Source organism: Sedimentibacter hydroxybenzoicus DSM 7310, from assembly GCF_013403245.1.
GTDB classification, from domain to species: domain Bacteria; phylum Bacillota; class Clostridia; order Tissierellales; family Sedimentibacteraceae; genus Sedimentibacter; species Sedimentibacter hydroxybenzoicus.
Genome location: NZ_JACBNQ010000002.1, coordinates 260887 through 285840, shown reverse-complemented (window position 1 = coordinate 285840; position 24954 = coordinate 260887). Strand labels below are relative to the sequence as shown.

The window sequence follows — 24954 nt, the reverse complement described above, 5'->3', positions numbered from 1 at the left end:
CTGTGTTCAGAATGACTAAATTACTTATCATTCTGAGTTATGCGAAGAATCTCTTCTTAATTTTTTATTCCGTAAACTCTCTGCATTTTTTTATAAATATATCAATATTTTGTTTTTCTTTATCCACATCAGGGTCCTTCCTGCCCATTCTGTCACAGTAGCCTAATAAAGCAACCTCGTGTATATCTGTTTCCTCCTTCATTGCTTTTATATCAGCAAAGGGCATGACCTTCACAACATGAAGTATCTGCATGTGCCATCTTATCAAAGCCGTAACCTTTTTTATAAAAAGTTCATCAGTAATAAATTCACTTAAGAATTCACGTGCCATTACGGCACCGACTTTCTCATGGTCATAGGATGTAATTTTTCCTTTTCTTATTTTAGTAGTGTCCGGCTTACCTATATCATGCAATAATGCTGCCCACATAAAAATCTTCTGATTTTCGCTTTTATGCTTTTCCTTGGAAGCATTATCTATAACGAGCATTGTATGGTTCCAGACATTTCCTTCCGGGTGATGTATAGGTGACTGTTCCGCTTTTGTCAGGTTGTAAAGCATATAAAAAGGATGTTTTTTCATTAAGGTCACATCAACTATGCTTTCAAAAAATTCCGACGGTTTTTCATCCATTAATAAATGATTATTTATTTCGAATAAAAAAATTTCTTTATTATCTTCATTAAGTAAGTTGTAATTTATTTTCTTTTGTTTTAATAATTGCATTTTAAATACCTCAAATTAATTTAGTCAATTTTATCTTCCCACTTCAAAAATAAAATATACTTTTATATAAATGGCATTAAAACCAATGAATTATTTGCATAAAAATGGAATATTTTCAAAAATATGATATTGACAAACCGGAACTATTAGTTTAAAGTTTATAAAAATTAAATAAAAACTTCTTATCAAGAGAGATGGAGGGAACGGCCCTGTGAAATCTCGGCAACCTACAAATGTTGTAAGGTGCTAATTCCGTCAAAGATTACTTTGAAAGATGAGGAGACGGTTAATACAAATTTTCCTCTCTTCACTTAGGGGATTTTTTTATTTGATAAGAAAACAGGAGGAAAATATGAAAAAAAACTTTAAAGTAGAAACAAAATTAGTTCAGTCATTGGAAGAATTTAAAGAAGGGGAACCAAGAGTCTATCCTTTGGTGCAAAGTACTACATACAATTATAAGGATCCGGATTTTGTAGCAGATTTGTTCAATTTAACCGAATCAGGTTACTTTTACTCAAGAATCGGAAATCCGACAGTCCAGGCATTTGAAAACAAAATAGCTCAATTAGAAGGCGGTGTAGGGGCAGTTGCAGTATCGTCAGGTCAGGCAGCAACAACCATGGCAATTTTAAATATTTGCAATTCCGGAGACCATATAGTTGCTTGCTCAACCATATACGGCGGTACATTTACATTGCTTTCATCAAGCTTGAAAAAATTAGGCATAGACATATCCTTTTTTGGTCCCGACAGCTCCGAAAATGAAATATTGGCTTTGTTTAAGGATAATACTAAAGCATTATTTGGTGAGTCAATCGGAAATCCGGGGTTAAATGTATTGGATTTCGAAAAATTATCTAACGCAGCAAAAAAGGCCGGAGTACCATTTATTGTTGACAATACAATTGCGACACCTTATCTTTGCAGACCTATAGAACACGGCGCAAACATAGTTATACATTCGGCTACAAAATATATTGACGGTCAGGCATCCTGCTTAGGGGGCATAGTTGTTGATGCAGGGAATTTTAACTGGAATAATGGAAAGTTCCCGGGACTGGTTGAACCGGACCCAAGCTACCACGGCCTGAGCTATCACGAAGCATTTAAGGAAGCTGCATACATTGCAAAAGCGAGAACTCATATACTAAGAGATTTCGGTGCGGCATTGAGTGCATTTAATGCGTTTATTTATTTAAGAGGTTTAGAAACACTGCATGTAAGAATGGACCGACATTCTGAAAATGCTCTTAAGGTTGCTGAATTTCTTGAAGGTCACGAAAACGTGGCTTGGGTAAATTATCCTAAGTTAAAAAGTGACAAATATTATGCTCTTGCAGATAAATATCTAGAGAAAGGCGGCAGTGGGATAATTTTATTTGGAATTAAAGGCGGAGCTAAAGAAGGACTGGAATTTACAAAGAAGCTTAATTGGATCAATAACGTTGTTCACCTTGGAGACGTAAGAACGTGTGTACTACATCCGGGAAGCACTACACACAGACAACTTACCGATGAAGAGCAAATTGCAGCAGGTGTCAGACCGGAAGCAATCAGGTTAAACGTAGGTATTGAAAACGTGGATGATATTATAAATGATCTTAAGCAAGCTCTTCAATAAATTCACCCTGCAACAAATTCAATTGAAAGGAAAAATGTAAATGCCTGTTATTATACCCTCAGATTTACCTGCTTACAAAACAATGGAGAACGAAAATATCTTTGTTATGAGCAAAGAAAGAGCCGAAAGTCAGGACATCAGACCTCTTGAAATTGCCCTTGTTAATTTGATGCCTACAAAAATAGATACGGAAACCCAATTTGTGAGATTGTTATCCAATTCTCCTATTCAGATTAATGTTGAATTTATTCATACCGGCACACATGAATCAAAAAACACATCAGAAAGTCACATGAAAAGCTTCTACAAGAGCATAAGCGAAGTAAGAAGCAAAAAATATGACGGCATGATTGTTACGGGAGCTCCGGTAGAGCTTATGGAATTTGAAGACGTGGATTATTGGGATGAATTGAAAGAAGTACTTGAATTTTCACATAATAATGTCACCTCTGCAATGTATATTTGCTGGGGTGCACAAGCCGCATTAAATTATTTTTACGGGCTTCAAAAAAAGAAGCTGACCGCAAAGCTGTTCGGGGTTTTCGAGCACGAGAAGAAGCACCGCACATGTATGCTTTTAAACGGATTTGACGATATTTTTTATGTTCCTCATTCGAGACATACCGAAATTCAAAAATCAGATATAGAAGCTGTTAAGGAACTTTTTATATTGGCGGAATCCGAAAAGGCAGGAGTACATATTGCCTCTACGGATAATTACAGCAAAATATTTATAATGGGGCATTCAGAATACGACCCGTTAACCTTAAAAAAAGAATACGACAGAGATATCAGTCAAGGTAAGGAAATTAATATTCCTATAAATTATTATCCGGATGATAACCCTTTAAAAACTCCCTTTGTGAAATGGAGAAGTCATGCAAACCTGCTTTTTAAAAACTGGATAAATGTTATATATCAGGAAACACCTTATGACATCAATGACATAGGAAAGCAATAAAAAATGTCATCCGGGACTACTGTCATTCTGAGCCGCAGGCGAAGAATCTCAAAAGATGAGATCCCTAGCTGACTCTCAGAATGACAAATTCTCAGATGACCTTTATCATTCAACGATTTATATCGCGTATTCCGTGTCTCTTTCTTCCCGCAGCTTGAATGTTTTAAAAATATGTCTTAACAATTCAAAGCAATTTTTAACTGTCTTTCCGTCTTCATCATCTATAACAGGATTCAATTCAACAAAGTCCATAGATGTTATATCTAGACGACTGATAAACTTTGTAAATATTTCCTTCCCTTCGTTTAAGCTGAACCCTTCTGATACTGCTGTACCTGTTCCCGGTACGATTGATTTATCAAGAGCGTCAATATCAAAGCTTAAATGAACTCCGTCCACACTTGAATTGTTTATTTTTTCAATAACCTGTTCTATAATATTCGCTAATCCTTTTTCGCGAACTGTTTCCATCGTATATAAATTAAGTTTTGTTTTTTCTGCAATTTCGAATTCTCCGGAATCAATATCTCTTGCACCTATAATATAAACATTTTCAGGTTTTACTTTTTGTCCCTTGTAATAAATATTTGTTAAACGTGGATTACCAACGTTCATTGATGCAGCTAAAGGCATACCGTGTATATTTCCGGATGGTGATGTATCTTCTGTATTTATATCTCCGTGAGCATCTATCCAGATTACAGCTATCTCTTCAAAATGCCTGCTTACACCGGCAATGCTTCCCATTCCAAGAGAATGGTCGCCTCCTAATACGAAAGGAAATGTGTCATCATTCAATGTATTATAAACAACCTCAGCTAAATTGTGATTATATTCGGCAATCGGTTCTAAATATTTTAAGTTCTCATGGCCTGAATATTTTTCTTCAGGAGAAACTTTAGGTATTTTTACATCTCCTGAATCCTGTACTTTGTGACCTTCTTTTTTTATTAAATCAGCTATATTATGTTGTCTAAAAGCTTCCGGTCCAAATTGCGCCCCGTTTCTGTCACATCCATAGTTGACAGGAACACCTATCAGATTAAATTTCATGCTGCATCCTCCTGTTAATAATATGACCATTATAAGATATTTGCATATTTATGTCAATATGAAATAATTATGCAAATAATGCTACTTTGACAAGTTGATATTCATGGCTTTCTTATATGCTTACTGCATACAAATTAATAAACTTTGATTATTAAAGCAAGCGACAGGAAGGATCTCGTACGACAAAAGATGAGATCCTTCACTACGTTCAGGATGACAATGGTGTCGGTTGCTTATACTGTAAATGCAAAACGAAAAAACTTCAACCCATATTGGATTGAAGTTTTTTCGTTTTATGCATCTTAATAATTACATCAGGATACTAAGTATATGTCTTTTATATTTAATAAAGCTTTCACTTACTTTAAAATCTTTGTCTCTTGGCTTTGGTTCGTCGATTATCACTTCTTCCTTTATTCTTCCCGGCTTGCCTGCCATCACATAAATTCTGTCCGACAATATGATGGCCTCATCTATATCGTGTGTAATCAAGAGAGTGGATAACCTTATTTGCTTCATTACCTGAAGGTACCATTCATGCATGACACTTTTAGTTATGCTGTCAAGTGCACTGAAGGGCTCATCCAGAAGAGCAACCTGATCGGAAAACAAATATGTTCTTAACAGTGCAGCTCTCTGCCTCATACCGCCTGACAGCTGGAAAGGATACTTTTTTTCTGTTCCTTCCAGTCCGAATTCCTGAAAATATTTAGCAGTGATATCTCTTGCCTTTGACTTTTTTTCACCCCTGATAACAAGAGGAAGTGAAACATTGTCTATTATGGTTTTATAAGGCATCAACATATCCTTTTGAAGCATGTAGCTTACGTTTCCGGCTTTACCGGTTATATTCCTGCCGTCGAGCTCAACAATACCTTCGTCCGGATTGAGGAGACCGGATATAACATTGAACAATGTTGTCTTGCCAACGCCACTTACTCCTAAAAGGCATACTATTTCGCCCTTATTCAATTCTATTGAAATGTCTTCAATTATGTTGGCACCTTCATAACTTACCGTTATGTTTTTTGCAATAAGCTTATCCATTTTCTCCTCCGGTCTTACTCAAAATATTATTCAGGAAGATATTCGTTTGTAAATCCCATTCCCTCCGGTATTTCTTTCTCTATAAGATTGTTCTCAAACAGCCAGCCATAAAATGCATCCCATCTGCTTTGATCGATATAACCCCATCGCTCTACTTCAGCTTTATACTGTCCGGCTAACCATTTCTGACTCTCTTTCACTATTTCTTCATCCAGCTCCGGAGCAGCCTTCATCAATATGCCGGCAGCTTCATCGGGATTTTCAATAGCAAATTCATACCCCTGTTTGATTGCTTCCAATGATTTTTTAACTACTTCGGTATTGCCCTTGGCATAATCATCATTTACGATTATAACAGGATTGTAATAATCAAGTTCAACTCCAAAATCCGCAAAATTTAAATAGTTCGTTTCCAGATTTTTTACTTTTGTGGCTATTCCATCCCATGCATAGTAAACCCACACCGAATCCACATCAGTTTGCAAAGCAGTTACAACATCGGTTACAGTGCTGGGTATCAGCTTAATATCTTCAAATTTACCACCGTCATCGGTAACTATTTTATCGATTATTGCTTTTTCAACAGGCAAGTCCCAGGTAGCATATGTATGCCCGGCTAAATCTGCGGGGTTTTCAATACCTTTATCCTTTAAGGAAATTATACCTGAAGTATTGTGCTGAATTATAGTTGCTACTGCCGTAAACGGCATAGGATTATTTGATGCATAGTTAGGTGCTATATAATCCTGGAAACTGATGCCGAACTCTGCTCCGCCTCCGCCTACCAGCATTTCTGCTCCACCTTCGGGTGGCTGCATAATTTCAACATCAATTCCTTTTTCGGCAAAGAACCCTTTTTCTGCTGCAACGTATAACCCTGTATGATTTGTATTTGGTGTCCAATCAAGAACTATTCTGATCTTTTCATTTCCTTCTGTTTTGTTTTGTTCGTTAGGCTGAGAGCATGCGGTCAAGGCCAATAAAGCTATCAGCAGAACAGATATGACAGTCGATATTTTTCGTTTCATATAATTTACCTTTCTTATTTCTAATTATTTAAATTTGGTTTTTTCTTTCTGTTTTTTTACTTCTATCCCAGGGCATAACTGCATCTTTGAGTAAAGTTACCCCAAGCATTAATAATAAGCTGATTAAAGATATAAAAAATATAACAGCAAACATCTTATCAAATGAATAAGATTTTCTTACTCTTGTCATATAGACACCAAGTCCATAAAATCCACCTAACCATTCAGAAATAACAGCAGCCACCACAGAATATGATACTGAAATTTTTAATCCCGCAAAAAAGTGGCTTAAGCTGCTCGGCAGTTTAATGTGTGTAAAAACCTGTAATCGGTTGGCACCCATTGCCTTTAACAGGTTTATGGAGTCAGGGTCAACTGTATGAAAGCCATCCAAAAGGCCTATAGCAATGGGAAAAAATGTTGTCAGCACAATCAGAGTGACCTTAGGCAGCAGCCCATATCCCATCCATAAAACCAAAAGCGGTGCAATCGCAACGGTTGGGACAGTTTGAGTAAGTACCATCAACGGGTACACGGACTTATAGGCAATGGGATAGTAATCCATTATTACTGCGATTGCAAACCCTAATAAGGTACCTATCATCAAGCCTAAAAACGCTTCTGTCAATGTTGTCGCAGCATGCTGCATCAGCAAAGGAAAATCTCCGATGAACGCCATAACAACATCAACAGGAGATGGCAGCATAAATTTCGGAACAATACCGGTTGCCGATAAAATCTGCCACAATATTAAAATTGCAAATATTACTATGAATGACGAAATTTTATTGATGATGCTTAGAAATTTTTTCTTCAATTGTTAACACACCACCATCCGGATTAAAGAATATTTTCACGTACGAAATTACAGATGGAGCGCCTTCTCTAACAGCTATCAATTGACAATTTTTCACAATTTCCATTAATTCCTCATAGTTTCCTTCAATTGTTGTTTCAAAGGGTCCAACGTAATAAGTAAGTCCTGTACCTTTAATATAATCAATAACCGCATCAACTACGCTCAAAACCTCTTCTGTTGACTTTACTTGCGGTAAAACCTGAATTGCTACACTTGCTTGCATAATTAAACCTCCAACAAATTATTTATGTAAGCAGATGACACAAATCTTTGATTTGGTGTCAGTCGCTTATACTGTAAGTAAAAATAGAAAACCTCTCCGGCAATGGAGAGGTTATATGTATCGCAGTATACATTACCTACGCCAGCATTACCTGGATCAGGTTTAAAGCAGTTATTTTTCCTGCTTCAGGGTCAAAACATTGTAGTAGTTTTATCTCAGCCTAATTCATTAAGCTCCCCTATTCAAGTAAATACTATCACAGTAAAATACAACTGTCAATAGATTGAGCAAATAAATTTGTCAAGCCTGTAAAGCATGTATATTAAAGGATTATTTGAATCACCAAATCAGGGATTTTGGCCGTCTGCTTAAAAGTTTGGGTCATCTGCGTATATTTTCTTTTTAAGCATAGTGTTTTGTGGTATAATCAATATATATACAATTAACAAATAATAATAAAGGAGATGCTATGGGAATTAGAAACTTGTTAGAAAAGTTAATGAATTTGCAAAATAAAGCAAACGATTATAAAAATCAGTTTGCTGACCAGCAGGATTTTGGTGAAAGACCGCCTAAGAAAAAAAGAAGTTTAAAAGGACTGATAATTTTACCATTATTGATTATAATCGGAGGTGTTATACTCTCCTGCCAATACACTGTAGAAGAAACAGAACAAGCGGTTGTAACGACACTTGGCAAGGTAACAAGCGTAGAGACAGCGGGATTACACTTTAAGCTTCCCTATCCTATACAAAGTGTTACAAAGGTAGAGGTAAACAGAACTCAAAAATTGCAGATAGGCTATTCAGGTTCAAATGAGCAAAGCAATACCGCGGTAGCAGCAGAAGCCAAAATGATTACAGGAGATTTTAACATAGTAAACATTGACTTCTTTATTGAATGGAAAATATCTGACCCTGTAAAATTCTTATATCATTCAGATAATCCTCCTCAAATATTAAAGATGATTTCTCAATCCTCAGCAAGAGGCATAATCGGCTCAAAAAATGTCGATGGTGTTTTAACTACCGAAAAATCTATTATACAAGCTGAAATTAAAGAAAAAATAATAACTAAATTAGAACATTATGATTTGGGAGTTCAAGTACTGGATGTTAAAATACAAGACAGTGAACCGCCTACATCAGATGTAATCAAAGCATTCAAAGAAGTTGAGACCGCAAAGCAGGAAAAGGAAACAAGAATAAATGAGGCCTTGGCATATAAGAACAAAACATTACCTGCAGCAGAAAGCCAGGCTGACAAATTAGTAAGAGAAGCTGAATCCTATAAGGAATCCAAAATAAACGAAGCAAAGGGAGACGTTGCGAAATTTAATGCTATGTACACCGAGTATGCTAAGAATAAAGATATAACAAGAACCCGAATGTATCTTGAGGTTATCGAACAAATATTGCCGGATGTAACAGTATATATCGACTCATCAGAAGGCGGAGTGCAAAAGCTGTTACCGCTAAAAGGATTTACTGAATCCAATGTAACTCAAGGAGGTGGAAATTAATGCAGGAAACTAAGAAAAAAAGTAAAATAGGCGGAATATTTAAAGTATTACTGCTGATATTATTGATTGTTTCAGTAAGCAACGCCACATATATGGTAAGAGAAAATGAATATGCATATGTAACAAGATTTTCAAAACTTGTTACAATCCAAGACACAGCCGGATTGCATTTTAAAATTCCTGTGTTAGATAAAGTAGAAAAACTTCCTCAATACAGAATGATGTATGACTTGCCTCCGTCAGAGGTTCTGACCGGAGACAAAAAAACATTGGTAGTTGACAACTTCGCTGTTTGGCAAATCGATGACCCATATACATTTATGAGAACTGTAAGCAGAATTTCCGAGATGGAAAACCGTATCGATGCGGTTGTATATAATGCAGTTAAAAATACATTGGGAACAATGAATCAAACAGATATTATAAATTCTGACAACAGCTCAATTGATGATGTTAATTCAGTAATAACTGATATGGTAAACAATCAGCTTAAAAGTTACGGAATTTCAACAGTTGCTGTTGAAATTAAACGCCTTGATCTTCCTAACGACAACGAAACAGCAGTTTACAACAGAATGATTTCAGAAAGAACTCAGATGGCGGAAAGTTACAGAGCAGAAGGAAATTTGGAAGCAAGCAAAGTTACTAATGAAACTGACAAAGAAGTGGGCATACTGTTATCAAGAGCAAAAGCTACTGCCGAGGAATTAAAAGGTCAGGGAGAAAGTGAATACATGAAAATTATCGCTGAAGCATATTCCACGGCAGAAAGAGTTGAGTATTATGAGTTTATCAGAAGTTTAGAAGCGTTAAAAGCAACTATGCAAGGAGATAAAACTGTCATATTGCCAGCCGACAGTTATATTGTCAGAGTGTTAAACGGATATTAATATAGAAAGACAGGTGATTAAATGAACACAAACAATAAAAAATCCAAAGTCAGTTACATTGTAGTCTTTATAATCGGCACATTAATTGGTTTTTTTGGTGTTTTTAATTCGGTGTTTTCCGACGGTTCAACTTACGAAAGAGCAGTTACAATTTTAGTAGTTTTGATAATATACGCTGTATCAGGTGTTATTATCGGGTTTATAAAACCAATAAAAACCATGCTGTACCTGCCATGTCTAAGCATCACCGGTTTAGTTCTCCTGTTGTTTTATATGTATAAGGAATTTAATATACTGTACTTAGTATATTTCATTCTGATTCTGATAATATCATATTTTGGCTTAAAAACAGGCAGTTCATTTATACGTCACAAAAAATAATACCAACCACCCGTTAGGGTGGCTCAGATTGATGACAAAGTCATCAAGATGATAGGCTGTTGAAAAAGTTCATCCTGCAAGGCGCCGTAAGACGGGCAACCGCAGCGTATTCAGACATACGTGAGGATTGACCGGTGCAGCGGCAACGAAGCAGGGGGACTTTTTCAGCAGCCTGAGCCACCCATTCGGGTGGCTATTATTATTCAATCTCTCTATCACGATATGCGAACAAAGCAATTATATTTAAAATGATTGTAACAATGAGAAGAACTACAGAAGCCATAGTAGAAGCACCCGATGTATCTAATAAAGCCGACCAGTCTTCAATTTTAACTAAGTGATTATTATAGATAATTTGAAAACATAACGAAATAGCACAAGAACTTAAACTCATGAAAAAACTAATTCCATTCCTATTGTTGTGTTTTTCACATCTCTTAAAACTAACAACAGGTACTATCCAAGCAATTAAACCGAGAACCAAGCTCCCAAGCATAAGAAAACTAATCATAATAATACCTCCTTAAACATCTACTTCAACAACAATTTTTCCTTATTCCCTTCCAAAAGCTTCTTAGCCTTATCCGCAGATAGATTATAGCTCTGCCAGTTATATTCCTGATTGCTGAGGTATTCATACTTATCTCGAAGATAATTTCTCGCTTTATGTTTTATTACAAATTTAATATCATCATCAACCAGCCTCATAATTTCGGGAGCAGTATCAGCAGACAAGCTTGTAAGATAATCCATATCCAATGATTCGGTCTGACCCGCTAAATACATATCTATATTTCTTTTAGCAATTACGGTGTCTATTTTGACTATGTTAATAGTTAAATAAAATCCGATTCCTATAACCGCATATACAAACAATAAATTAAAATTATGCTTCAGTATATAAATCAGTGTTGATATTAACCCGGCAGCTTCGAAGAATAAGAATAAATAAACTAAAATTCTTAATCTTGTAAAACCGTATGCCCCATCATAAAGAGACATCCTGTAGTAAGAAGAAATCAGCAATGTACCGGTTATTATACACAAATAAATCAGCATCATTTTAGTACCTATGGCCCACTTGTTCTTTTCAATGTATATTTTATCCTTAAGTAAATATGTAATCAATAATATCAAGCCAATATTAAGCACACTTAAAAATACCAATTCGAAAAATCCGCGCCTTGCATATTCTGCATAATTTAAGCCGTTTGGAAGCTCACCGGCTGAAAATAAATATCTGAATTGTATAACCATGAATATTGTATATATAAACAATATTGAAACCAATAAAATATTTAAAATTATAATATCCCCTTTAACCTTAAAAGGATTGGAATTCAAAGTTATTATATTTTCTATGCCATTATCTTTTTCTTCGAATACTGAATATAAATGACCAAATAAGTACAAGCCCGCTATTGTTCCCACTATCAATTTGAAAAAATTAAAAGCTTCAAATACTTTTTCTATCCATATCAGATAACTGTCAAAATTATTTTTGAATATCATATCAGCGGAAGAAAGCATAAACACAAGAAACAATACGCTTGGCACCGATATTAAAATGCCAATCAGAATTCTTTTTATAATCAATGTTCTTTCTGTATCCTTAGACCTTTCCGCAATCCACCTGAAGGGTGTTATAAAATGAATTATAGGTGCAAAAACGTTCAGTATAACCAATAATATTCCTTTTAAATTCAACTTATTTATAATCAAATTTCCCTTCAGCATCAGTATCATAACGCTGTAAAGACCAACGATTACTAAAAAATTTATCGGTGCCCACAAACTACTCGTACTTATAAACCTATTCAGAGATATAATGAAAATTGGAACCATCAACAAAATACCCCTGAAATTTTTCACTTCTCCCCTGTTTCTTATTACAAAATAAACAGCCGCAAGCTGAATTAAGAAAAACAAGGGTATACTTATTCCCGGATTAGAAGTCATTATCAAAAAAATAAATGTAATTGCTGATAAAGCTGCATATAACAGCAAGTTAAGCCTCGTTCTGTTTTCCATCAATATCCTCCACATATTCTATAATATCACCCGGTTGACAATTCAATGCCTTACATATTTCATCCAATGTTGATAAACGAATTGCTTTTGCCTTATTATTTTTTAATATTGAAAGATTTGCCGGTGTTATATTTATTTTCTCAGCTAACTCCATAAGTCCTATTTTTCTCTTAGCCATCATTACATCAAGCTGTATTATAATTGCCATAACAATACCCCCTACACCGTTAAATCATTTTCATCTTTGTAGTAAATAGATTGTTTGAACAAATCCTTTAAAGTTAAACACAAAAGACATCCAACAACAAATATAGCAATTATAACTATAGTCGAAATGGTAGGCATAAAAATCATTTTAACTAAGTAAATAATCGATATAACTAAGCAAGATATAGATATCTTTCTAAGACACGCAACATTAGCATGAATAAATGGATTGCCTTCCAATAAGGTTTTAAATATCACTTTCAGCTGCCATAAAATATATACGCAGCAAATTCCTGAACACAGTAATATTACCTTAACAAATAATTCCGTTTGATTTGCTACTCCATAATAATTCCATAATAACCTTGATGAAAACGGAATATAAGCACAGCATATAATTCCTGCAAAAAATAAAATATCAATGCAAATTTTTGTCATATAATGAATGATGCTTTTCTGATACATAACTGCCTCCTAGTTATTTGTAATCATAATTATATCAATTTTTTTATATAAGTCAATAATTATTTATCGTTTTACGATAATATTTTATTGTTATAAGAATATTTGCGAAAAACAAAAACCCTGCAGCATTTACTGCAAGGTTATATTATAATGCTTAATTACAAATATTTTTCTGAAAAATCCTTTTTAAATCAAATCGTTTATTAAAGAAATTTTAGCTGTAGTATTTCCGTCCTGATAGTATTGATGAGCTTTAGCTATTTCCGAAAAGGAAAATTCATTTTCGTCCCTATAAATAGTTAAATCCCCCGTCTCAATAAGCTTTTTGATTTCATTTAATGTATTTCCTATTTCATATCGGTGTTCATTGTTTACAATCGGTAATACAATATAAATTGTTTTAAATGTTATTGACTTGTGATGAATCAGAGTTAAATCTAAAGAAACCCTCGAATTGGTTGTTAGCACAAGACCTTCCGGTTTTACCGCCTTAAAGCTGTTGATTAGGTTTTCACAACCTATGGTATCAAAAACTACATCAAATCCCTTTCCGTCTGTGAATTCTTTCACATATTGATCCACACTTACTTTTTTATAATTTATAACGTAGTCTGCGCCAAGATGTTCAGCAATTTCCGCTTTTTCATCACTTGAAACTGTGGCATAAACTGTTGCATTCAACATTTTTGCAAATTGGACCGCCATATGACCTACTCCACCTGCTGCTCCGTGAATCAGAACCTTATCATTGGGCTTAATGTTGGATTTTTCCATAATTGCCCGATATGCAGTGATGCTTACCAACGGAAATAATGCTGCAGTTTTAAAATCCACATTATTCGGCTTCATGCACAAAAGCTCTTCGTCAACTATAGCATATTCTGTAAGAGCTCCACTTTCATCTAACAAACCGCCTATGAACCCAAAAACTTCATCTCCCGGTCTGTATAGTTCAACGTTTTCCCCGTTCTTAATAACTATCCCCGAAAAATCTGCATTTAATACAGCAGGAAACGGTGGAGTAATCTCAGGTAAAAGTCCTGACCTAAGCTTTACCTCAAATGGGTTTACACTGCTTGCCATAACTCTTACCAACACGTATCCGGGCTTTAGCTCCGGTTTAGGCATATCAACCAGCTCAAATACTTCGGGTCCTCCAAATTTATTTATTACCATTGCTTTCATCGCATCACTCTCCTTTTAAATATTATATAATGCTTATACCCAAAATATATTTCTTAATCAAAAAAATATGAAAAAGTTACTTTCTTGCTTTAATTAAAAAGATTGTATATAATAATATTAAATAAAAAGGCATACCATAGCAATGCTTGGAGGAAAATTACATGAAAAACTTTAAGAATGCCTATGTAAGATTGTTATCCTTATTTAATTATCCTTATATATCAAAGGAACTGTTGAAAGATATAAAAGGACCTATACTATTGCATATAAGTGATACTCCTGTAGATATTTACAGTTATATTTATAGAATTGTTGATATATTAAAGCCTCAATACATTATACACACCGGTGATATGGCGGATAATATTAAGCTTGAAATTTATAAAAACCGGATTGATTGTTATTTTAAAGGTATTAAAAGGTTTATTGAGAGATTAGAAAAAAATGAGTTTACAAAAATCTATTATGTATTGGGTAACCATGATGATTATAAAACAGTCAGTCAATTAACCAAAAAAGGTACAATACTGGAAGATGATACCCTGACAATCAATGGTTGTAATATCTCAGTCAGCCATTATTACAAAGATAATTCATATAATAATATTGATTTCAATCTTTATGGTCATAGCTTCGAGCCTGCTCATTACAATGAAAATGGGACGATTGGTCTAAACGGATTATTGAATATCAATATAATTGATTTGTCAGACAAGAGGGTATTCCATTTAGAATATCCTGTTAATACAAATGTTTCAAGAGGAATGAAGTTAAAAAGAATCGGATTGTAAGAAAGGGGATATTATATGCTATTATTCAGAATGGGACCACGTTATTTATTTATCAGGAGTGAAAAAATTGATGAAGTTGCAAATTTTTTAGAAACAAGTCTCAATGGTGAATTCACAGATTACAAGGAAGGAATGGAAAAATCATCAGAATATAGCACTCTTTGCTTCATAACGGATATCAATCATGAAAAAACTTATGTAGAGGATGCAAAAAAAATTGTTCTTGTCAATAATGCTTCGACAGTTATACTTTCTTCAATAATAAACAGCCACGCATGTCACCTTGTTCAAAGGTTGGATATGGGACCTGCATCAATAGTCGTGCGTATACATAGTAACGAAAACAAGCTAATAGATAAGCTTAAAGAAATATTTGCCGGTAAAGAAGTTGATTTGATAGGTGGAATTGGTCTGGGAGAAAAGGATGATACTATCATTTCTTTTACCGATAAGGCACTTAGCGGTCCGGTTGCAGATCTTTTGGATATTAAGCTGCTTATTCAACAACCGATAAAGGAAGTTCAAGAAAGATTACGATTAGAGGGATTACGGCTTGTTACCCAAAGCTTAAATGACAGCCAGTGGTATGAGCTTAGAATTAATATATATGATGCTGCCGATAAATATAAAGAAAACTATGACAGATTAATGTTCGTGTTCTCAAAGTTAGAAGTAGGAATGATTTTAGGTGAAAGCTGGACCAAAGACTATGCTGTAATGCTTTATTTTGTACTAACCTATCAGGTAAGATTATTTACATTTTTTACACCACAAGAGGTTAAAAAGATTTTAATGGCATTAGAATATACAATTGATGGCAAAAGACTTGTTGACTTTGATTTATATTACAAAAATAAAAAGGTTTATTGGTATGACATCAATACCGCTAAGGGCAAAAAAAACAAGCCTGACGAATCTAAAAAGTATAGACAAATTTTGTATGATAAATTAAAAACAGAAGATATTAAAACTTTGGAATTGATGGAAAAATCACTTGTTAAGCAGTAGGAAGACTATGAGAAAACTAAACGATATAAAAAAACAAAAAAATATTGCGTTAATAGCCCATGATGGCAAAAAAGTTCAGCTCCTTAATTGGGTTAAAAAAAATAAAGAAATATTGTCAAAGCATTTTCTGTGCGGAACAGGCACTACGGTAAGAATGATAGTTGAAGAAACATCTCTTCCAATAATGGCATTTGAAAGTGGTCCATTAGGTGGCGATCAGCAAATCGGGGCTTCCATAGTAGAAGGTAAGATTGATTTCATGATTTTCTTCTGGGATCCTTTATCATCACAACCCCATGATCCTGACGTAAAGGCACTGCTAAGAATAGCCGTGCTTTACGACATACCAGTGGCCACAAACGTATCAACAGCAGATTTTCTGCTGAATTCCAACTATATGGATACAGAGTATATTAGGAAAAATCCTGAAGACGGTTCTGTTTAATAAATAACACGACCGTCTTCAGGTCTAATGTAACTATTACAATTTTGTCCAAGTTTGAAACAATATTAAATCTTGCTTTAAGCCTCCTTAACATTAAACACGTATTTATCCAAGCGTTCAAACGCCTCAATAACCTTTGATTTTGGCAAAGCTAAATTTAAACGAATTGTATAAGGACGATTGAAAGGTCGACCGTCCTGCCACGCAACTCCTACATCAGTTCCTGCTTTATATAGCTGCTCAAGTGTCATATCATGTTTTTTACACCACTCCTCACAATCAAGATACAGCATGTATGTGCCTTGAGGTTTTAAAAATTTAATTCCTTTATAGCTATTATCGATGTGTTCACTTGCATAATCAATATTTTCAGCGAGCACTTGACACAATTCATCAACCCATTCATGACCTTCCTGCTTGTAAGCTCCAATCAATGCATGAACAGAAAGAACATTTGCTTCATTATAATGAGGTTTGCTGCTCTGTGCTCTCACGCGATCACGAAGATACGCGTTGTAAATTATATGATACGCACCCACCAATCCTGCAATATTGAATGTCTTGCTGGGTGCATAAACAGCAATAGTACGATTGCGGGCATCCTCACTTACACTTTGAGTAGGAATGTGCTTGTTTCCGTATAAAATAATATCGCTCCAGATTTCATCGGAAATTACGACACAATCATTCCTTTTATAAATTTCCATTGCCCTTTCTATTTCTTCACGCTCCCATACACGTCCGCATGGATTGTGTGGGGAACAAAATATTGCAATATGAATTTTATGTTTTTTCAGTTTAGCTTCCATATCATCGTAGTCCATACGCCATATACCTTTTTCGTCCAACACAAGGTCGCTGAGAATAATCTTGCGTCCGCTGTTTTCCACGGATGATGTGAAGCCAATATATGTAGGAGCATGAATCAAAACACAATCACCAGGAGCGGAAAACGCATTAATCGTCGATACCACACATCCAAGAACACCATTCTCATACCCTATATGTTCTGCCTCCAAGCCTTTCACTCCGTGGCGTGCTTCATGCCATCTGATTATAGAATCATAATATTCATCCCTCAACTCAAAATATCCAAACATAGGGTGCTTCGCACGCTCAATTATCGCCTCCTGAATAGTCGGCACAGTAGGAAAATTCATATCCGCAACCCACATGGGAATTACATCAAACCCTTCTTTCGGTGCCCCCGGATTGCGACCCTCCATCAAATCCACGGCAATAGAATCTCTGCCCCTGCGGTCAATTATACTCGTAAAATCATATTTCATTGTTTTTGTTCCTCCGCTATCTTAAAGTCATTTATTAATCGGCAACCCATGATACAGCATATTCCCAATCATTAGGAGCATAATCATTCTTTAGTTTCTGCCATCTGCCCTTTATTCCCAATTCATTCAGCGTTAAATCAAAATGACATTTTGCTATGCCTATATCATTCAATTGCAGGTCATACCCTGTAATTCCATAACCCTTAGTCCTGCAGACAAAAAAATGAATTATATTTTCATCCTTGATAACTCTCCAAGGCTGTTTGTTGGATGCTGACGGACCTAATCTTACCATTTCAAGAGGTATCTTATATTCACCCGCATCCTTTTCATCTAACGGCTGCATATTTTTATTAAAAAACAATTCTCTCCACGTCTTTCTTTTATCGGCACCGACTGCCGCTCTCATTGCTGTCTCAAAAACGCGCCTTTTATCCTTTTTATATCCCACCGGCGATATTATTGCTATAAATTCACTGTCATTTAATTCTGATATCTGGTGAAAATTTTCTTTATTGAATGTTCCTCCCAGCCAACAGGTCTGTATCCCCAAATCAGCGGCAAACAGAACTATCCTTTCAAATATATTGCCAAACTCTAAAGCATCATTCTCATCCTTATCCATGATTCCTATAACATATGAACCAGCACCTTGAATAAATCCATACGTTCCTAATTTTTTAGATTCATCTTTGCCAATTCCCAGATTTGAAACAATTTTAAACCTTGCTTTGATTTTGTTTTCATTATTTACTTCGTCTAAATAGGAATTAAATTTCTTTAAATCCACTTCTTCCAAAGTTCTGCCGTCATAAGTCCTTGTAGATTTTCTTTCTTTAATTAAATCAATTACTGATTTTTTGTATTCCATATTTGTCACCCAACTTAACCTCATAAATTTAAATCTGCTTACTTATTTTTATTCTATCATACAAAATATAATTTTCAATTTTATTTTGCTTAAATTTTCCTTAAATCTCTCTTTCTTTTTAATCTTCATATGGCACTAAGCTTTACAATTGTTTAGATTGAATACTTAAGGGTATAATCTATCACATAATTTATAACTATGAGGATGGAATATATTAATGAAAAGAATTTTGATAATACTATTTATAGTGACAATAATTTTTACAGGATGTACTAGCATGAATGATAATACAAGTAAAACAGTTTATAAAAAAATCAGTGCAGAAGAAGCAAAATCCATAATTGACAGTGAGGATGTAATCATACTTGATGTCAGAACCCAGGAAGAATACGACAGCGGACATATTAAAAATGCTATATTGCTGCCGGTAACTGAAATAGCAAGTAAGACAGGGGAATTTGTTCCTTACAAGGATGCTAAGATTCTTGTATATTGCAGGAGCGGAAACAGAAGTGCCACTGCCGCAAAAGACTTAATTAAAATGGGCTATACAGATGTGTATGATTTTGGCGGTATTAACGACTGGCCGTATGGAATTGTTAAGTAGAAATTTAAATATTAAACACCCTCTGATATTTATGAATTCAGAGGGTTGTTTTTTCTTTCATATTTTCTGAAGCCTTTGTCTATCACTAATCTTATTTTGCCTGTTTCATAAAGATAATCTGTATGGCATTGCAGCATTCTTCTAATCATGTCATATTTATATATGTTGCTTAAATTAACATTAAATTTTATAGAAGCTTGCTTAACTATTTCTCCCATTGTCATTCTGCCGTTAATTAATTCATATGTTTTTTCTGCCCGATGGATGTAAAAGGCAATATTGTCAGCTATAAGATTTGTTATATCATCATATATTCCTTTGTGTGCAACAATGTAAATATCACAGTCATAGCTTAATAGCTTGTCCTTGCTTTTCAAGTCCTCCAGCAACACAAAATCAAAGGGTATTTTGGCTGTTTCAATTATTTCATAGCTTACCAGAGCGTCTGCTACATAGCCAACATTATCAGGAGTTGTAATGCAAATATGTGAGGGACTATGGCCTGGAGTATGAAATATTCTAAATTCTACTCCGCAAAAATTTATCTCATTTTGCTTATCTGTTATATAAAAGTCTGTTTCAAACAGCATATATCCATATTTATCTTTTATTTCCGTAAGGGTGTTGTCATTATAATATGCCTTAAGATTAATGGCCGAGCTGCAAATTTGTGCTTCATACATTGGTGCAGCAATAAGACAGTTGTATTTATTCTTTAAATACTGGTTGTTTGCCACGTGGTCAGGATGACCGTGGCTGTTAATTATACCTTTTATATTAAATTCATTTTCTTCTATAGCTGATTCTATCATTTCTCTTTCATGTATGTGTCCTGTATCTAACAGGATGATATCTTTTTCATTTAATTTATAAAATGGTATATAAGAATTGCCCACATCAATGCAATACGTGTCGCCCATCACTTTTATTGTATTCATTTTCATCTCCAAATCATTTCTTCCTGCTTGATATTATTATAATACATTTAATTTGTCAACGAAATATTATTCAGCACTCTTATCAAATCGCTGAACACCCCATAAGCCGTTTGTTCTATTTCCGGCTCATGCTCCACTATGGATACAGTGCCCATCAAATCCGTCGTAATGCTGACTATTGATGTTGTACCTGTTATGGCTGCAAGCATGGAATTTTTATCTACTTCCTCCGGTTTCACTCTTGCTGTGACCTTGCCGTTCTCGATACCTCCATAACAAAGGAGCTTAATCACGTTTCCTCTTTTTTCTGCTTCTTTTATTTGTTCATACGTTATGTCCTCTATACCTTTTCTGTCAACGTCGTATGGAGTTATGTCTGCTCCCATGAGGACATTTAAAAGTGCTGCCGTCTTGGCTGCCGCATCCCACCCCTCTATATCCATAGAGGGATCTTCCTCAACAAAGCCCCTTTTCTTCCCTTCCTCTATAACCTCATCGTATAATTTGCCCTTTGCAATTTCTTCTAAAACAAAGTTTGTGGTTGAGTTTAATATCCCCTTTACTTCTGTTACCTTGCAGAATTTCAGGGTTTCATCCACAAGATTGAATACCGGTGTCCCATCCATTACCGTTGTTTCATAGTAAAAAAGAACTTCATTTTTCTTAGCTAAATCACGCAAGGATTCAAATGACCATGCAATCGGCCCCTTGTTTGCACTTACTGCGTGTTTCCTTCTGTTTAGTGCTGCTTTTATATGATCTGTTGCCGGCTGACCTGAAAATATCTGAAGAGGGGTTAACTCAAAGAGAATATCATAATTAACATTTTCGGCAACTTCCATTGAACTTATTTCCTTGTAATCTCTTTTACCTTCATCAAAATGATTATATTTTTCCAGGTCATTTAATGTACTGATCAGATCAATTCCATCTTCATTGACCAAGCATCCTTTTGACCTTGTTGAAACAGCCGTTACATCAACATTTAAATTGAATTTATTAAATATCTCTTCCTGTTTTTCCGTTAAAAGCTTAGCAAATGCTTTTCCCACGTTACCGAATCCTAATATTGCAATTTTAATATTGTCAGCCATAATAAACTCCTGCCTAAAATCTAGTTTATATATTAATTATACCACTTATTTATAGCATTATAAAGAATCAAAATATTTTTATTCGGTTCATCAAACAAACGTCAAATTTAAAAAATATGCCAATGTTTGATTTATGGAAAGGATTGTTAATATGAACGAAAAACTAATACTCTCTGACTTAAAAAAACAATTTGAATATAGACCTTTTTCAAAACAAGAGCTATACAATTTTTATTTATTATATGAACCCGAGTTAAAAGAATCAACATTCAGATGGAGAGTTCATAGGTTGAGAAATGAAAATATTATTATAGACGTAAAAAGAGGTATTTACAAGTTACATGACAATAATCACCTATATTATGTTCAAAATGTATTTGAAAAAAATGAATACAATCCATATATAGAAAATAAGACAATGATTATATTCAAAAACATAAAAAACAACTTCCATTATGCAAAATTTAGTATTTGGAACACTAAATGGCTACATGAATTTATGATACACCAGCCAATAAATAATACTACAATTATTGAAGTTGAAAAAATAGCTGCAAAATCCGTATTTGAAAGTCTTCAAGATTTATATGAAAATGTATATTTAAATCCAAGTAAATATGAAATTGATAAATATCTTCTATCCGGTAAAAGTAATATACTAGTAATAAACTTAGTAATGGATTCCCCTTTACAGGTTATAAATAAAATAACGGTACCTAAGATAGAAAAAATAATAGTAGATTTATTTGCAAATAAAAGCTTATTTGTTATGTATCAAGGTAAGGAATTAGCAAATATCCTTGAAGGTATATTTGAAAAGTACGACATAAACATGGCAACACTAAAAAGATATGCTACCAGGAGGAATGTAAAAAACAAAATCATTGAATTTCTTTCTTTGAGCACAAACATAGAATATGAAAAGTATATGTATCTAAGAGGATAATATTATGATTGATAAAGCAACTTATGAAAAGGAATGGATATACCATATAAGCAAATCTTTAAATCAATAAGGACTTATGTGTTTTCTGAGAGTTATTATATTGAGAGAGCTGTGAATAGTGCATCGAAGTCAGCTTATCTTTCTCTTTTACTAAAAAATAATATTAATACAATTGAACGATATAATTCAAGAATGAATGTTGAGGAACTGAAAATGTCCTCTAAGCGTCATAAGATGTTCAGGAATATATATAAGTACGACAAATAGGCCTACTTTTACTGGTATAAGTGTTTTGAACTTATTGAGTTAACAGAAGGCATAAAATCCAAAGCAACCGCTATATAGCAATCTTATGTTAAAAACATGTTAATTCAACTAATTAACATGCTTTTTATAGTATAATAAAGATATTAATCTCTTCTGCTGAATCTTGATACTATTCTTAGTACATAAATAAATATGTTGATAAAATCAAGGAACAGATTTAAGGCTATAGCCGGTACATCACCTTCCGTAAATGGTCTGTTTTTTATCATTGAAATATCATATAGTACATATCCGCTGAATATCAATATGCCAAGCCACGCTATAGCAAGATGATATATATCAGACCTGATGAAAAAGCCTACTAAGCTTATTAATATTAATGCAATTAATCCTGCAAACAATGTGCCGCCAAGAAATGTAAAATCCCTTTTGGTTTGTGATGAATATAATGCCAAGCCGCCAAATATAGCTGTAGTTATACCCAACGACACTAAAACCAGAAATGAACCCATAACTGACCAATAGTACATGAGTGTGGGATATAAGCTTATTCCCATCAAAAATGCTACAGAGAAACAATTTAATCTTGAGAGCGGCTTAAATTCTCTTCTTTTGGTTACTGCAGCTATTATCAAAACTATAAGCGAACCGATACCTGCTATAAATGCAAATTGCGGCGGTACAAACATCAAGCCGAATACCATACCTACAGTACATATTAAAAGCAAAGCAAAAAATTCTACTAATACTTTATTTATTAAGTTATTATTTGAATATTCGTTGTAATAATATCTATCCATAATTCCTCCTATTCCTAAAGACTTACCATGTAATAAAAAGGTGTCTCCCATCCTATAAATCTTTCAATCTTTATTATAATATATATTTCTTAAGAAATTATAAATGTTTTACAAAATTCGTTTAAAATTTTATTAAATTGGTATAAAATTAGTAAATATAATAAATTTAGAAAGGGTGGATGTTATGGCTTTTTTAAATAATTTAGGCAAGAAAATTAGTGATGCGGCCGGTACCGCAACTGAAAAAGCAAAGGATTTTGCTGAAACTACGAAGCTTAATTCAGCGATATCTTCTGAGGAAAAGCAAATTAATCAATATTTTAGAAATCGGTAAAATGATATTTGAGCAAGATAAAGATAACCCTGACAGTCCGATGGCAGATTTGATAGGTAAAATAGTTAATTCATTGCAAACTATCGATGATCTGAAAAGAAAAATAGAAGAAATTAAGCTCTATAATAACTAAATCATAAATATAGCACCCGTTTGGGTGCTATTCAAATTGATGACAAAGTCATCAAGGTGATAGGCTGTTGAAAAAGTTCATCCTGCAAGGCGCTGGAAGACGGGCAACCGCAGCGTATTCAGACATACGTGAGGATTGACCGGCTGAACAGCAACGAAGCAGGGGGACTTTTTCAGCGGCCTGAATATAGCACCCGTTTGGGTGCTATATTTATGATAAGTCGTTTATTAAAAGTATTTTCCCTGTTGCCTGCCCTGATTCATAATATTCGTGCGCCTTGGCAATTTCTGAAAACTTAAACTCCTCTTTATCTTTTAAAATTCTGAGATTACCTGCTTCTATCAAGCTTTTCATTTCATTTAAAATATTGCCTATTTCATACCTGTTAGCATTTGTTATAACAGGAAGTACCATAAATATTGCTTTAAGAGCTATAGATTTGCTGTGCATTAAGCTTAAATCAAGTGTTACTCTTGTATTGGTGGTTAAAACGAGACCGCCTATTTTAACCGCATTGAAGCTGTTTAATAGATTATTGCCTCCGATTGTATCAAAAACAACATCAAAGCCGGAACCGCCCGTATACTTATTTACATATTGTTCAACATCCTCTGTCTTATAATTTATTATATAATCAGCTCCAAAGCTTTTAGCAATTTCTCCTTTTTCTTTATTTGAAACAGTAGCATAAACTTTTGCATTCAATAATTTTGCCAATTGTACCGCAATATGCCCCACTCCTCCTGCAGCACCGTGTATAAGCACCTTATCATTTGTTTTTATATTGGAATTTTCAATAATTGCTCTCCATGCAGTGATGCCCACCAAGGGAAACATTGCTGCCTCATTAAAGTCTAAATTGCCTGGCTTGATACATAATAAATCTTCATCCACCAGTATATATTCTGCCAATGCACCCCATTCGTTTTTTATTCCACCGACGAAACCATAAACTTCATCACCTATTTTAACCTTTTGCACACCTTCACTGACCCGCATTACAGATCCTGAAAAATCTGCATTAAGAACTGCAGGAAATGGCGGAATAATTGCAGGGGTTAAACCGGATCTTATTTTGGTTTCTAAAGGATTTAAACTGCTTGCAACCACCTTTACTAATACATATCCCGGTTTTAATTCAGGAAAATCTATATCCATCATTTCAAAGACTTCAGGACCGCCTGTTTTATTTATTACCATTGCTTTCAATTGCATCTCTCCCTTTTTA

The 24954-nt window shown here is 34.3% G+C and carries 29 protein-coding genes and 1 riboswitch; of the genes, 12 read left to right on the top strand and 17 right to left on the bottom strand.

What is annotated here, in order from left to right; translation table 11 throughout:
• Positions 1-64: 64 nt before the first annotated feature.
• Positions 65-727 (bottom strand): HDIG domain-containing metalloprotein, encoded by a 663-nt coding sequence (locus tag HZF24_RS03925; protein ID WP_179236965.1) that lies wholly within the window; start codon positions 725-727, stop codon positions 65-67.
• A 179-nt stretch (positions 728-906) separates the two neighbouring features.
• Positions 907-1008, top strand: a riboswitch (SAM riboswitch).
• A 71-nt stretch (positions 1009-1079) separates the two neighbouring features.
• Here HZF24_RS03925 and HZF24_RS03920 point away from each other — a divergent pair.
• Positions 1080-2351 (top strand): O-acetylhomoserine aminocarboxypropyltransferase/cysteine synthase family protein, encoded by a 1272-nt coding sequence (locus HZF24_RS03920; RefSeq protein WP_179236964.1) that lies wholly within the window; start codon positions 1080-1082, stop codon positions 2349-2351.
• A gap of 40 nt (positions 2352-2391) precedes the next feature.
• Positions 2392-3312 carry a homoserine O-acetyltransferase MetA gene (gene metA / locus HZF24_RS03915; RefSeq protein ID WP_179236963.1) on the top strand — a complete coding sequence of 307 codons (921 nt, stop codon included), beginning with the start codon at positions 2392-2394 and terminating at the stop codon, positions 3310-3312.
• A gap of 117 nt (positions 3313-3429) precedes the next feature.
• Here metA and rocF read toward each other — a convergent pair whose 3' ends face one another.
• From rocF to HZF24_RS03890, 5 genes are all read right to left on the bottom strand, one after another.
• Positions 3430-4365 carry an arginase gene (gene rocF, locus HZF24_RS03910; RefSeq protein WP_179236962.1) on the bottom strand — a complete coding sequence of 312 codons (936 nt, stop codon included), beginning with the start codon at positions 4363-4365 and terminating at the stop codon, positions 3430-3432.
• A 309-nt stretch (positions 4366-4674) separates the two neighbouring features.
• Entirely contained in the window at positions 4675-5412 is a 738-nt protein-coding gene (locus HZF24_RS03905) for an ABC transporter ATP-binding protein (protein ID WP_179236961.1), read from the bottom strand.
• Between the two features lie 26 nt (positions 5413-5438).
• Complete coding sequence (locus HZF24_RS03900) at positions 5439-6440, bottom strand: ABC transporter substrate-binding protein (protein WP_179236960.1); 1002 nt, start codon at positions 6438-6440, stop codon at positions 5439-5441.
• 28 nt (positions 6441-6468) lie between these two features.
• Positions 6469-7257, bottom strand: a complete 789-nt coding sequence (locus HZF24_RS03895; protein WP_179236959.1) for an ABC transporter permease — start codon at positions 7255-7257, stop codon at positions 6469-6471.
• On the bottom strand, positions 7226-7522 hold the full coding sequence (locus HZF24_RS03890) for a thiamine-binding protein (RefSeq protein WP_179236958.1): 297 nt from the start codon (positions 7520-7522) through the stop codon (positions 7226-7228). Before HZF24_RS03890 ends, HZF24_RS03895 begins: the two co-directional genes overlap by 32 nt.
• A gap of 469 nt (positions 7523-7991) precedes the next feature.
• Here HZF24_RS03890 and hflK point away from each other — a divergent pair, with 469 nt between their 5' ends.
• From hflK to HZF24_RS03875, 3 genes are read left to right on the top strand one after another with little or no spacing between them, the layout of a single operon-like run.
• On the top strand, positions 7992-9044 hold the full coding sequence (hflK, locus tag HZF24_RS03885) for an FtsH protease activity modulator HflK (RefSeq protein WP_246345944.1): 1053 nt from the start codon (positions 7992-7994) through the stop codon (positions 9042-9044).
• Complete coding sequence (gene hflC, locus HZF24_RS03880; protein WP_179236957.1) at positions 9044-9934, top strand: protease modulator HflC; 891 nt, start codon at positions 9044-9046, stop codon at positions 9932-9934. Before hflK ends, hflC begins: the two co-directional genes overlap by 1 nt.
• A 21-nt stretch (positions 9935-9955) precedes the next feature.
• Positions 9956-10315, top strand: a complete 360-nt coding sequence (locus HZF24_RS03875; RefSeq protein WP_179236956.1) for a DUF6954 family protein — start codon at positions 9956-9958, stop codon at positions 10313-10315.
• A 199-nt stretch (positions 10316-10514) separates the two neighbouring features.
• Here HZF24_RS03875 and HZF24_RS03870 read toward each other — a convergent pair whose 3' ends face one another.
• From HZF24_RS03870 to HZF24_RS03850, 5 genes are all read right to left on the bottom strand, one after another.
• Complete coding sequence (locus HZF24_RS03870) at positions 10515-10826, bottom strand: hypothetical protein (protein WP_179236955.1); 312 nt, start codon at positions 10824-10826, stop codon at positions 10515-10517.
• 20 nt (positions 10827-10846) lie between these two features.
• On the bottom strand, positions 10847-12346 hold the full coding sequence (locus HZF24_RS03865) for a DUF4153 domain-containing protein (RefSeq protein WP_179236954.1): 1500 nt from the start codon (positions 12344-12346) through the stop codon (positions 10847-10849).
• Positions 12324-12554, bottom strand: coding sequence for a helix-turn-helix domain-containing protein (locus HZF24_RS03860; RefSeq protein WP_179236953.1), 231 nt, complete (start codon positions 12552-12554; stop codon positions 12324-12326). Before HZF24_RS03860 ends, HZF24_RS03865 begins: the two co-directional genes overlap by 23 nt.
• Before the next feature lie 11 nt (positions 12555-12565).
• On the bottom strand, positions 12566-13018 hold the full coding sequence (locus HZF24_RS03855; RefSeq protein WP_179236952.1) for a DUF2975 domain-containing protein: 453 nt from the start codon (positions 13016-13018) through the stop codon (positions 12566-12568).
• Between the two features lie 186 nt (positions 13019-13204).
• On the bottom strand, positions 13205-14203 hold the full coding sequence (locus HZF24_RS03850; RefSeq protein ID WP_179236951.1) for a zinc-dependent alcohol dehydrogenase family protein: 999 nt from the start codon (positions 14201-14203) through the stop codon (positions 13205-13207).
• Between the two features lie 161 nt (positions 14204-14364).
• On the opposite strand from HZF24_RS03850, the gene HZF24_RS03845 reads away from it, so the two are divergent.
• Genes HZF24_RS03845 through HZF24_RS03835 form a run of 3 tightly spaced genes read left to right on the top strand, consistent with a single transcriptional unit; the run spans position 14365 to position 16447 of the window.
• Entirely contained in the window at positions 14365-14994 is a 630-nt protein-coding gene (locus tag HZF24_RS03845) for a metallophosphoesterase (RefSeq protein ID WP_179236950.1), read from the top strand.
• 15 nt (positions 14995-15009) lie between these two features.
• Complete coding sequence (locus tag HZF24_RS03840; RefSeq protein ID WP_179236949.1) at positions 15010-16002, top strand: hypothetical protein; 993 nt, start codon at positions 15010-15012, stop codon at positions 16000-16002.
• A gap of 7 nt (positions 16003-16009) precedes the next feature.
• On the top strand, positions 16010-16447 hold the full coding sequence (locus tag HZF24_RS03835; RefSeq protein WP_179236948.1) for a methylglyoxal synthase: 438 nt from the start codon (positions 16010-16012) through the stop codon (positions 16445-16447).
• A gap of 77 nt (positions 16448-16524) precedes the next feature.
• Here the strand turns inward: HZF24_RS03835 and HZF24_RS03830 are convergent, their stop codons facing one another.
• Positions 16525-17736 carry a MalY/PatB family protein gene (locus tag HZF24_RS03830; protein ID WP_179236947.1) on the bottom strand — a complete coding sequence of 404 codons (1212 nt, stop codon included), beginning with the start codon at positions 17734-17736 and terminating at the stop codon, positions 16525-16527.
• Between the two features lie 34 nt (positions 17737-17770).
• On the bottom strand, positions 17771-18607 hold the full coding sequence (locus HZF24_RS03825) for a nitroreductase family protein (protein WP_179236946.1): 837 nt from the start codon (positions 18605-18607) through the stop codon (positions 17771-17773).
• Between the two features lie 277 nt (positions 18608-18884).
• Here HZF24_RS03825 and HZF24_RS03820 point away from each other — a divergent pair, with 277 nt between their 5' ends.
• Positions 18885-19214: a rhodanese-like domain-containing protein gene (locus HZF24_RS03820; RefSeq protein ID WP_246345943.1), complete on the top strand. Its 330-nt coding sequence runs from the start codon at positions 18885-18887 to the stop codon at positions 19212-19214.
• A gap of 29 nt (positions 19215-19243) precedes the next feature.
• Here HZF24_RS03820 and HZF24_RS03815 read toward each other — a convergent pair whose 3' ends face one another.
• Both HZF24_RS03815 and HZF24_RS03810 read right to left on the bottom strand, forming a co-directional pair.
• Positions 19244-20152: an MBL fold metallo-hydrolase gene (locus HZF24_RS03815; protein WP_179236944.1), complete on the bottom strand. Its 909-nt coding sequence runs from the start codon at positions 20150-20152 to the stop codon at positions 19244-19246.
• Between the two features lie 47 nt (positions 20153-20199).
• Positions 20200-21246, bottom strand: a complete 1047-nt coding sequence (locus HZF24_RS03810) for a homoserine dehydrogenase (protein ID WP_218835247.1) — start codon at positions 21244-21246, stop codon at positions 20200-20202.
• A 151-nt stretch (positions 21247-21397) separates the two neighbouring features.
• On the opposite strand from HZF24_RS03810, the gene HZF24_RS03805 reads away from it, so the two are divergent.
• Entirely contained in the window at positions 21398-22192 is a 795-nt protein-coding gene (locus HZF24_RS03805) for a DUF6577 family protein (RefSeq protein ID WP_179236943.1), read from the top strand.
• Positions 22193-22602: 410 nt separating this feature from the next.
• On the opposite strand, the gene HZF24_RS03800 is transcribed toward HZF24_RS03805, so the two are convergent.
• Entirely contained in the window at positions 22603-23259 is a 657-nt protein-coding gene (locus HZF24_RS03800; RefSeq protein ID WP_179236942.1) for a Bax inhibitor-1/YccA family protein, read from the bottom strand.
• 184 nt (positions 23260-23443) lie between these two features.
• Here HZF24_RS03800 and HZF24_RS03795 point away from each other — a divergent pair, with 184 nt between their 5' ends.
• Both HZF24_RS03795 and HZF24_RS19175 read left to right on the top strand, forming a co-directional pair.
• Positions 23444-23593: a hypothetical protein gene (locus HZF24_RS03795; RefSeq protein ID WP_179236941.1), complete on the top strand. Its 150-nt coding sequence runs from the start codon at positions 23444-23446 to the stop codon at positions 23591-23593.
• A gap of 1 nt (position 23594) precedes the next feature.
• Entirely contained in the window at positions 23595-23726 is a 132-nt protein-coding gene (locus tag HZF24_RS19175; protein ID WP_281372242.1) for a hypothetical protein, read from the top strand.
• Positions 23727-23936: 210 nt separating this feature from the next.
• Here the strand turns inward: HZF24_RS19175 and HZF24_RS03790 are convergent, their stop codons facing one another.
• Complete coding sequence (locus HZF24_RS03790) at positions 23937-24926, bottom strand: zinc-dependent alcohol dehydrogenase family protein (protein ID WP_246345954.1); 990 nt, start codon at positions 24924-24926, stop codon at positions 23937-23939.
• Positions 24927-24954 lie beyond the last annotated feature (28 nt).

What these genes read in the sequence shown, in the direction of transcription:
- HZF24_RS03925 (WP_179236965.1), bottom strand. Translation starts at nt 727, where the DNA reads ATGCAATTATTAAAACAAAAGAAAATAAATTACAACTTACTTAATGAA.
- HZF24_RS03920 (WP_179236964.1), top strand. Translation starts at nt 1,080, where the DNA reads ATGAAAAAAAACTTTAAAGTAGAAACAAAATTAGTTCAGTCATTGGAA.
- metA (WP_179236963.1), top strand. Translation starts at nt 2,392, where the DNA reads ATGCCTGTTATTATACCCTCAGATTTACCTGCTTACAAAACAATGGAG.
- rocF (WP_179236962.1), bottom strand. Translation starts at nt 4,365, where the DNA reads ATGAAATTTAATCTGATAGGTGTTCCTGTCAACTATGGATGTGACAGA.
- HZF24_RS03905 (WP_179236961.1), bottom strand. Translation starts at nt 5,412, where the DNA reads ATGGATAAGCTTATTGCAAAAAACATAACGGTAAGTTATGAAGGTGCC.
- HZF24_RS03900 (WP_179236960.1), bottom strand. Translation starts at nt 6,440, where the DNA reads ATGAAACGAAAAATATCGACTGTCATATCTGTTCTGCTGATAGCTTTA.
- HZF24_RS03890 (WP_179236958.1), bottom strand. Translation starts at nt 7,522, where the DNA reads ATGCAAGCAAGTGTAGCAATTCAGGTTTTACCGCAAGTAAAGTCAACA.
- hflK (WP_246345944.1), top strand. Translation starts at nt 7,992, where the DNA reads ATGGGAATTAGAAACTTGTTAGAAAAGTTAATGAATTTGCAAAATAAA.
- hflC (WP_179236957.1), top strand. Translation starts at nt 9,044, where the DNA reads ATGCAGGAAACTAAGAAAAAAAGTAAAATAGGCGGAATATTTAAAGTA.
- HZF24_RS03875 (WP_179236956.1), top strand. Translation starts at nt 9,956, where the DNA reads ATGAACACAAACAATAAAAAATCCAAAGTCAGTTACATTGTAGTCTTT.
- HZF24_RS03870 (WP_179236955.1), bottom strand. Translation starts at nt 10,826, where the DNA reads ATGATTAGTTTTCTTATGCTTGGGAGCTTGGTTCTCGGTTTAATTGCT.
- HZF24_RS03865 (WP_179236954.1), bottom strand. Translation starts at nt 12,346, where the DNA reads ATGGAAAACAGAACGAGGCTTAACTTGCTGTTATATGCAGCTTTATCA.
- HZF24_RS03860 (WP_179236953.1), bottom strand. Translation starts at nt 12,554, where the DNA reads ATGGCAATTATAATACAGCTTGATGTAATGATGGCTAAGAGAAAAATA.
- HZF24_RS03855 (WP_179236952.1), bottom strand. Translation starts at nt 13,018, where the DNA reads ATGTATCAGAAAAGCATCATTCATTATATGACAAAAATTTGCATTGAT.
- HZF24_RS03850 (WP_179236951.1), bottom strand. Translation starts at nt 14,203, where the DNA reads ATGAAAGCAATGGTAATAAATAAATTTGGAGGACCCGAAGTATTTGAG.
- HZF24_RS03845 (WP_179236950.1), top strand. Translation starts at nt 14,365, where the DNA reads ATGAAAAACTTTAAGAATGCCTATGTAAGATTGTTATCCTTATTTAAT.
- HZF24_RS03840 (WP_179236949.1), top strand. Translation starts at nt 15,010, where the DNA reads ATGCTATTATTCAGAATGGGACCACGTTATTTATTTATCAGGAGTGAA.
- HZF24_RS03835 (WP_179236948.1), top strand. Translation starts at nt 16,010, where the DNA reads ATGAGAAAACTAAACGATATAAAAAAACAAAAAAATATTGCGTTAATA.
- HZF24_RS03830 (WP_179236947.1), bottom strand. Translation starts at nt 17,736, where the DNA reads ATGAAATATGATTTTACGAGTATAATTGACCGCAGGGGCAGAGATTCT.
- HZF24_RS03825 (WP_179236946.1), bottom strand. Translation starts at nt 18,607, where the DNA reads ATGGAATACAAAAAATCAGTAATTGATTTAATTAAAGAAAGAAAATCT.
- HZF24_RS03820 (WP_246345943.1), top strand. Translation starts at nt 18,885, where the DNA reads ATGAATGATAATACAAGTAAAACAGTTTATAAAAAAATCAGTGCAGAA.
- HZF24_RS03815 (WP_179236944.1), bottom strand. Translation starts at nt 20,152, where the DNA reads ATGAATACAATAAAAGTGATGGGCGACACGTATTGCATTGATGTGGGC.
- HZF24_RS03810 (WP_218835247.1), bottom strand. Translation starts at nt 21,246, where the DNA reads ATGGCTGACAATATTAAAATTGCAATATTAGGATTCGGTAACGTGGGA.
- HZF24_RS03805 (WP_179236943.1), top strand. Translation starts at nt 21,398, where the DNA reads ATGAACGAAAAACTAATACTCTCTGACTTAAAAAAACAATTTGAATAT.
- HZF24_RS03800 (WP_179236942.1), bottom strand. Translation starts at nt 23,259, where the DNA reads ATGGATAGATATTATTACAACGAATATTCAAATAATAACTTAATAAAT.
- HZF24_RS03795 (WP_179236941.1), top strand. Translation starts at nt 23,444, where the DNA reads ATGGCTTTTTTAAATAATTTAGGCAAGAAAATTAGTGATGCGGCCGGT.
- HZF24_RS19175 (WP_281372242.1), top strand. Translation starts at nt 23,595, where the DNA reads ATGATATTTGAGCAAGATAAAGATAACCCTGACAGTCCGATGGCAGAT.
- HZF24_RS03790 (WP_246345954.1), bottom strand. Translation starts at nt 24,926, where the DNA reads ATGGTAATAAATAAAACAGGCGGTCCTGAAGTCTTTGAAATGATGGAT.